We start from the raw sequence: 7680 nt of genomic DNA on the forward strand, positions 1-7680 counted from the left end.
GTGGTCGCCACCGTCAGCACCCGCCCGGACGCCGGGTCGTGCAGCTCGGCGACCTCCACCGGAGTGTCCGTCACCCCCTTGTCGAGCACGAAGTTGTGGTCGTAGCCGGAGCCGGTCTTGCGGGCCTCGCGGAAGTCGAACCGCGTGCCGGTCACATCCTCCGGGCCGCCGGCCGGGATCAGGTCGGCGTCGACCGGCGTGAACCGGGAGGCGGCCAGCCGCAGCTCATGGCCACCGGCGTCACCGGACCCGGCCAGGTTGAAGTAGCTGTGGTTCGTCAGGTTCACCACGGTCGGCGCGTCCGTCACCGCCTCGTACGAGATCCGCAGCGCCCCGCTCTCGTCGAGCGTGTACGCCGCCGAGACCTCCAGCCGGCCGGGGAACCCCTCCTCGCCGTGCGGACTCACCCGCGTCAGCCGCACCCCGTGCGCGACGGGCTCCGCGTCCCACACCCGCTTGTCGAAGCCACGCGCTCCGCCGTGCAACGAGTTCGGCCCGTTGTTCGGCTCCAGCGCGTACGTCCGCCCGTCCAGGGTGAACCGGCCCCCGGCGATCCGGTTGGCGTACCGCCCGACCAGGGCACCGAGGTACGGCTCCGGACGGGCGAGATATCCGTCGAGATCCGGGAACCCCAGCACCACGCCCCCGGCCCGGCCCTCCCGGTCCGGCACCTCCACGGACTGCACGATCCCGCCGTACGACAGGACCCGCACCCGCACACCCGCCCGCTCCAGGGTCCAGCGGTGCACCGGGGTCCCGTCGGAAAGTGTTCCGAAGAGTTCGTTCATGTGCGGAACTCTAAAGGACCCCTAAGTCAGGGGGTCCTTCGCGGTGACGGTGCGGTACGCGATCTCCGCCAGCCGGGCCTGTCCGTTCACGCTGGGGTGGAAGTAGTCCCAACGGCTCAACTGGGCGGTGCCGAAGCGGTAGTCGTACACCGCGCCCCCGTCGTAGCGGCAGCGCTTGTCCTCGGCGCAGACCTCCTTCAGGACCTTGTTGTAGTCCTCCACCCGCTTCTGCACCGTGTCCCGCCGCAGGGTCGCCGCCGAGTCCAGGGCGTCCGGGTCGCCCAGCATCGACGGGCAGATGCCCAGCTTCCACACCTGTTTGCCCATCGGGCTGTTCCGTCCCTCGGACCACAGCCGCTTCAGGTTCGGCACGCTCGCCACGAACACCTGCGCCTTGGGCAGCGCCCTGCGCAGGGAGCGCAGGGAGTCCTCGAAGTCGGCGCGGAAGGCGGAGACCGGAGTCATCGCCGAAGGGGTGGACCGGCAGGCGTCGTTCGCCCCGACCATCACCGTCACCAGCTGCGGCTTCCGCCGCACCGCCTGTGCCACCTGCCCGGGAAGGTCGGCCATGCGCGCCCCGGTCACGGCGTAGTTCCAGCTCCGCCGGGCGGCCCCGGTCCTCCCCAGCAGCCGCACCGCGAGCGAGTCGACCTCGGGACTCGCACCGGTCGCCCAGGACGCCTCCGGACAGTCCGACAGCACGTCACAGGCGTCGAACCCGCGCGTGATCGAGTCACCCACGGCCGCGACGGAACCCGGGCTGCGGTCCCACAGGGGCGTGGGCTTCGCGGACGGCTTCGCGCTCTCGGACGGGGCGGCGGAATCACCCCCCACGGCATCACAGCCGGCGGCCCCCAGCACGGCCGCCACGACCACGGCCAGCACGCCCCGCGTGCGACGGCCTCGCTTCCGCATCCCTGGTCCATCCCCTCGCCACGCCGTGCCCGTTCCCCCCACCCATGACAACGCACGAGGGTTCCCGGCCGATCAGGTGCAACGGCTCACACCCGTACAAGCGTCCCCCTGGGTGAATGGCAGGCGTTTCCCGGCACCTGGACCGACCGTAGGTCACACTCCTTGCGCCCCCGCACGGTAGCCTCGCCATCAACGTGACCCGCCCGGTCACAGCCGTTCCGCCCGTTTGCACCATGTCCCGCTCTGCCCGGAGGTTCCGGTGACGACACGTGGAGTCCTGTACGTGCACTCCGCGCCGCGCGCGCTGTGCCCACACGTCGAGTGGGCCGTCGCCGGGGTGCTCGGCACACGCGTCAGCCTGGACTGGATCCGTCAGCCGGCCGCCCCGGGCACCTGGCGCTCGGAGTTCTCCTGGCAGGGCCAGGCGGGCACGGCGTCCAAGCTGGCCTCGGCGCTGCGCGGCTGGCACCTCCTGCGCTTCGAGGTCACCGCGGAACCCTGCGCCACCGCCGAGGGCGAGCGCTACAGCTGCACCCCCGACCTGGGCATCTACCACGCCGTCACCGGCATCCACGGCGACATCCTCATCCCCGAGGACCGGCTCAGAGCGGCCCTCCAGCGCTCGCAGCGCGGCGAGACCGACCTGGAGGCCGAGCTCAGCAAACTCCTGGGCAAGCCCTGGGACGACGAGCTGGAGCCGTTCCGCCACGCGGGCGAAGGCGCCCCGGTCCGCTGGCTCCACCAGGTGGTCTGAACGCCCCCAGGGGCGCGGGGCTGTGTCGACGTGCGGCTCCGCCGCGCGGGCGCGACCAGCCCTCCACCGGGTCGGCACCCGTCACCCGGCACGGCACAGAACGGCGAGTGGCCCGGACTCACGAAGAGTCCGGGCCACTCGCCGTCAGGCGAGATCAAACCGTCCGGAACGCCAGCACCACGTTGTGCCCACCGAACCCGAACGAGTCGTTCAACGCGGCGATACGCCCGTCGACCGGCAGCTTCCGGGCCTCCCCACGGACCACGTCCGCGTTCGCCTCGGCCTCCGGGTCCAGGTTCTCCACGTTGATCGTCGGCGGAGCCACCCGGTGGTACAGCGCGAGCACGGTCGCCACCGTCTCGACACCACCGGCACCACCCAGCAGATGCCCGGTCATCGACTTCGTCGCGGACACCGCGAAGTGGTCGGCGTCGTCGCCGAACACCTTCCGCAGCGCCTTCAGCTCGGCGATGTCCCCGGCCGGCGTCGACGTCGCGTGCGCGTTGACGTGCACGATCTCCGCCGGGTCCAGGTCGGTCCGCTCCAGCAGGTTCTGCAGGGCGTGCGAGATGCCCCGCCCCTCCGGCTCCGGCTGCACGATGTCGTGCGCGTCGGCGGAGATGCCCTGCCCGACGGCCTCGGCGTACACCCGGGCACCGCGCTTCGCGGCGTGCTCGGCGGACTCCAGGACCACGACACCGGCGCCCTCACCGAGGACGAAGCCGTCGCGGGCGGTGTCGTAGGGCCGCGACGCGCCCTGCGGGTCGTCGTTGTTCTTGGACATCGCCATCATGTTGCCGAACGCGGCGATGGGCAGCGGGTGGATCGCCGCCTCCGTGCCACCCGCGACGACGACGTCGGCACGGCCGGTGCGGATCATCTCGATGGCGTAGCCGATGGCCTCGGCGCCCGAGGCGCAGGCGGAGACCGGCGTGTGCACGCCCGCCCGGGCACCCACGGCCAACCCCACGTTGGCCGACGGGCTGTTGGGCATCAGCATGGGCACGGTGTGCGGGGAGACGCGGCGGACGCCCTTCTCCTTCAGCACGTCGTACTGGTCGAGCAGGGTCGTGACACCGCCGATGCCGGAGGCGATGACCGCGCCGAGCCGCTCGGGGTCGATCTCCGGGTCGTCACCGGCCTTCGCTTCGAAGCCGGCGTCGGCCCAGGCCTCCTTGGCCGCGACCAGCGCGAACTGCGCCGAGCGGTCCAGTCGGCGGGCCTGCGGCCGCGGGATGACCTCGGTCGGCTCCACGGCGACCGGAGCCGCGATCTTGACGGCCTGGTCGGCCGCCCACTCCTGCTCCAGGGGCTTGACGCCGGAACGTCCGGCGATCAGGCCCTCCCAGGTAGAGGCTGCGTCGCCACCCAGCGGTGTGGTTGCGCCGATACCGGTGACGACCACGGTGCGATTGGTCGAGTTCACGGGAATTCTTTCTCCAACGGATCCGAGGATTAAGCGGCGCCACCGCCGGGTGGCGGGGCAGTCAGCCCGAAGGCGTGATCGGTCGATCAGCCCTGGTGCTTGAGGATGTAGTCGGTCGCGTCACCGACGGTCTTGAGGTTCTTGACGTCCTCGTCGGGGATCTTGACGTCGAAGCGCTCTTCGGCGGCGACGACGACCTCGACCATGGACAGCGAGTCGACGTCCAGGTCGTCGGTGAAGGACTTGTCCAGCTGGACGTCCTCAACCGGGATGCCGGCGATCTCGTTCACGATCTCGGCGAGACCGGCGACGATCTCTTCCTGAGTGGCGGCCATGTTGGCGCTCCTTCGTAGATATCCAGAGGGTGTGGCAGGTATTTCTCTCCGCACCGGATCGCATGATCCGGCACGGAGTGCCTAGGGGAGGGTAACGACAGTCGCGGCGTAGACGAGACCCGCCCCGAAGCCGATGACGAGCGCGGTGTCGCCGCTCTTCGCCTCTCCGGTCGCCAGGAGCCGCTCCATCGCGAGCGGGATCGAGGCGGCCGAGGTGTTGCCGGTGGTGCGGATGTCACGGGCGACCGTGACGTGCTCCGGCAGTTTCAGGGTCTTCACCATCGAGTCGATGATCCGCACGTTGGCCTGGTGCGGGATGAAGACGTCCAGGTCGTCCACGGTGAGCCCGGCCGCGTCCAGCGCCTGCTGGGCGACCTTGGCCATCTCGAACACGGCCCAGCGGAACACCGCCTGGCCTTCCTGGGTGATCGCGGGGAACTTCTCGACCGTCCCGTCGCGGTAGTCCGTCCACGGCACGGTCTGCTTGATGGTCTCGGACTTGTCGCCCTCGGAGCCCCACACGGTCGGGCCGATCGCGGGCTCCTGAGCCGGGCCGACCACGACCGCGCCGGCACCGTCGCCGAACAGGAAGGCCGTCGCGCGGTCCTCCAGGTCGGTCAGGTCGCTCAGCCGCTCGACACCGATCACCAGGACGTACTCCGCCGAGCCCTCGACGACCATGCCCTTGGCGAGGGTGAGGCCGTAGCCGAAGCCCGCGCAGCCCGCCGAGATGTCGAACGCGGCGGCCTTGGCGGTGCCCAGCTTGTCGGCGATCTCGGTGGCGACGGCCGGGGTCTGCTTGAAGTGCGAGACGGTCGAGACGATCACGCCGCCGATCTGCTCGGCGGAGATGCCCGCGTCGGCGATGGCCTTGCCGGACGCCTCCAGCGACATCGCGGCGACGGTCTCCTCGTCGGAGGCCCAGTGCCGCGTCTCGATGCCGGAGCGAGAGCGGATCCACTCGTCGGACGACTCGATCGTCTCCAGGATCACCTCGTTCGGCACGACCCGGGTCGGGCGGTAGCCGCCCACGCCGAGGATGCGCGCGTACGGGGCGCCCTTGCTGGGCTTGATCTTCGCCATGCTCTCGGGCTCCTTGTCAGGCACCCGCCGCGTCAGCGGCAGGTGTCGGCGCCTCGGCGATGAGCTCGCGAGCCGCGTCGAGGTCGGCGGGGGACTTCAGGGCCAGCGTCTTCACCCCGGGCAGGGCCCGCTTGGCGAGGCCGGTGAGCGTGCCGCCGGGGCACAGCTCGATCAGGGCCGTGACGCCGAGCGCCTTGAAGGTCTCCATGCACAGGTCCCAGCGGACCGGGTTGGCGACCTGGCCGACCAGGCGCTCCAGCACCTCGGCGCCGCCGGCGACGGCCCGCCCGTCCTTGTTCGAGACGTAGGTGACCTTCGGGTCGCCGGGCGCCAGGGCCTCGGCGGCCTTGGCCAGCGTGTCGACCGCGGGGGCCATGTGGTGCGTGTGGAACGCGCCGGCGACCTTCAGCGCGACGACCTTGCGCACGCCCTCGGGCTTGTCCGCCTCCAGCGCGGCGAGCTGCTCCTTGGTGCCCGCCGCGACGATCTGGCCCGCGCCGTTGATGTTCGCCGGGGTCAGGCCGAGCTTCTCCAGGTGCGGAACCGTCACGGCGGGGTCGCCGCCCAGCAGCGCGGCCATGCCCGTCTCGGTGACGGCCGCGGCCTCGGCCATGCCGAGTCCGCGGGTGCGGACCAGACGGAGGGCCTCCTCGTGGGGGAACACCCCGGCGAGCGAGGCGGCCGTGATCTCGCCGACGCTGTGACCGGCGACCGCGCCGACCTTCTGCGGCAGCTCGGCCGGGTCGTCGAACAGCAGGGACGCGGACGCCAGTCCGGCCGCGACCAGCAGCGGCTGCGCCACGGCGGTGTCGCGGATCTCCTCCGCGTCGGCCTCGGTGCCGTAACGGATCAGGTCGAGTCCCGCGGCGTCCGACCAGGCCTCGAGGGCACCGCGAACACCGGGGAGGTCGAGCCATTCAGTCAGGAAGCCGGGCGTCTGAGCGCCCTGGCCGGGAGCGACGAGTACGAGCACTCTCACACTCTCTCTTGGGGACGGGCACGGCCGCCCGTGGGGACAAGGACGAAGAACACGGGGGGGTTTTGTCGAGCCCCGACAAAACCTTAGGGCTGGAGATCTCCATCGACCAGACGCCCCAGGATCAGCGCGATCCGCAGGGTGAACGCAGAGCGTACATCGGAGGGTGACCAGCCGGTGACGTCAGTCACACGTCGAAGCCGGTAGCGGACGGTGTTGGGATGGACGAACAGCATCCGTGCGGCGCCCTCGAGACTGCTCGCCTGTTCGAGGTAGACGCTGAGGGTCTCCAGGAGCGCGGCCCCGGCCTCCTCCAGCGGTCTGTAGATCTCCTCCACCAGTTGCTCACGGGCCGAGGGATCACCGGCCATCGCCCGCTCCGGGAGCAGGTCGTCGGCCAGGACCGGGCGCGGGGCGTCCTGCCAGGCGGAACACGCCTTCAGCCCGGCCGCGGCGGCCTGCGCGGACCGGGTCGCGGCCTGCAGGTCGGGCACCACCGGGCCCGCCACGACCGGCCCGGCGGCGAACGGGCCGATGAGCGACTTGGCGACGGCCAGCGGGTTGTCGCTGCCGCCCGCGATGACGACCAGCCGGTCGCCGAGCACGCCGGTGAGCACCTGGAGTTTGGCGTGCCGGGCCGCACGCCGTATGGCCTCGACGGTCAGTTCGCTGTCCCCGTCGGGCGCCGTCCCGAGCACCACGCACACGTGCTCGGGCGAGTTCCACCCGAGGGCGGCCGCCCGGGACACGGCGCCCTCGTCGGCCTCGCCGCTGAGCACGGCGTTCACGACCAGGGACTCCAGCCGGGCGTCCCAGGCGCCGCGCGCCTCGGCGGCCTGCGCGTACACCTGGGCCGTGGCGAAGGCGATCTCCCGGGCGTAGACGAGCAGCGCCTCGCGCAGCACCCGCTCGTCGCCGGGGGCGGCGACCTCGTCGATCGCGCTCTCCATGACCTCGATGGTGGTGCGCACCATCTCCACGGTCTGGCGCAGTGTGATCGCCCGGGTCAGTTCGCGCGGCGCGGTGCCGAACACGTCGGTGGAGATGGCCTGCGGGGCGTCAGGACGCCGGAACCACTCGGTGAACGCGGCGATGCCCGCCTGCGCGACCAGACCGATCCAGGAACGGTTCTCCGGGGGCATGGCCCGGTACCAGGGCAGCGTCTCGTCCATCCGCGCGATGGCCTGCGCGGCGAGCGATCCGGACGACTTCTCCAGCCGCTTCAGCGTCGCGGCATGCGGATGGACGTCGTGGGCTGCGGCTTCGTTCTTGCTGGTTTCGGGTTCGGGCACGGGGACAAGACTGCCTTATCCGGACGGGAAGGTGAGCCGCCGGGTCAGGCCCTCCCCGGCGGAGCAGGTCGCACACGCGTTCACCCGTGCCGTTGCTTCACTGCGACCTGC

The 7680-nt window shown here is 71.4% G+C and carries 8 protein-coding genes; 1 reads left to right on the forward strand and 7 read right to left on the reverse strand.

Annotation, left to right across the window (positions count from 1 at the left end):
* The coding region (locus ACFU3E_RS37955) for an aldose epimerase family protein (RefSeq protein WP_384169254.1) at positions 1–788 on the reverse strand (788 nt) is incomplete at its 3' end.
* 21 nt (positions 789–809) lie between these two features.
* Positions 810–1703: an SGNH/GDSL hydrolase family protein gene (locus ACFU3E_RS37960; protein ID WP_384169257.1), complete on the reverse strand. Its 894-nt coding sequence runs from the start codon at positions 1701–1703 to the stop codon at positions 810–812.
* A gap of 259 nt (positions 1704–1962) precedes the next feature.
* Here ACFU3E_RS37960 and ACFU3E_RS37965 point away from each other — a divergent pair, with 259 nt between their 5' ends.
* On the forward strand, positions 1963–2457 hold the full coding sequence (locus tag ACFU3E_RS37965; protein WP_384169260.1) for a DUF3145 domain-containing protein: 495 nt from the start codon (positions 1963–1965) through the stop codon (positions 2455–2457).
* Between the two features lie 154 nt (positions 2458–2611).
* Here ACFU3E_RS37965 and fabF read toward each other — a convergent pair whose 3' ends face one another.
* From fabF to fasR, 5 genes are all read right to left on the reverse strand, one after another.
* Complete coding sequence (fabF, locus tag ACFU3E_RS37970; protein ID WP_384169263.1) at positions 2612–3883, reverse strand: beta-ketoacyl-ACP synthase II; 1272 nt, start codon at positions 3881–3883, stop codon at positions 2612–2614.
* Between the two features lie 86 nt (positions 3884–3969).
* On the reverse strand, positions 3970–4218 hold the full coding sequence (locus tag ACFU3E_RS37975; protein WP_003989952.1) for an acyl carrier protein: 249 nt from the start codon (positions 4216–4218) through the stop codon (positions 3970–3972).
* An 81-nt stretch (positions 4219–4299) separates the two neighbouring features.
* Positions 4300–5301: a ketoacyl-ACP synthase III gene (locus ACFU3E_RS37980; protein ID WP_384169266.1), complete on the reverse strand. Its 1002-nt coding sequence runs from the start codon at positions 5299–5301 to the stop codon at positions 4300–4302.
* A gap of 16 nt (positions 5302–5317) precedes the next feature.
* The gene (locus tag ACFU3E_RS37985; RefSeq protein WP_384169269.1) at positions 5318–6274 is read right to left on the reverse strand and encodes an ACP S-malonyltransferase; all 957 of its coding nucleotides are present in this window, start codon (positions 6272–6274) and stop codon (positions 5318–5320) included.
* 89 nt (positions 6275–6363) lie between these two features.
* Positions 6364–7569, reverse strand: a complete 1206-nt coding sequence (gene fasR, locus ACFU3E_RS37990; protein WP_384169272.1) for a fatty acid biosynthesis transcriptional regulator FasR — start codon at positions 7567–7569, stop codon at positions 6364–6366.
* Between the last annotated feature and the right edge of the window lie 111 nt (positions 7570–7680).

It is taken from the genome of Streptomyces sp. NPDC057424 (genome assembly GCF_042803315.1).
Classification (GTDB): Bacteria; Actinomycetota; Actinomycetes; order Streptomycetales; family Streptomycetaceae; genus Streptomyces.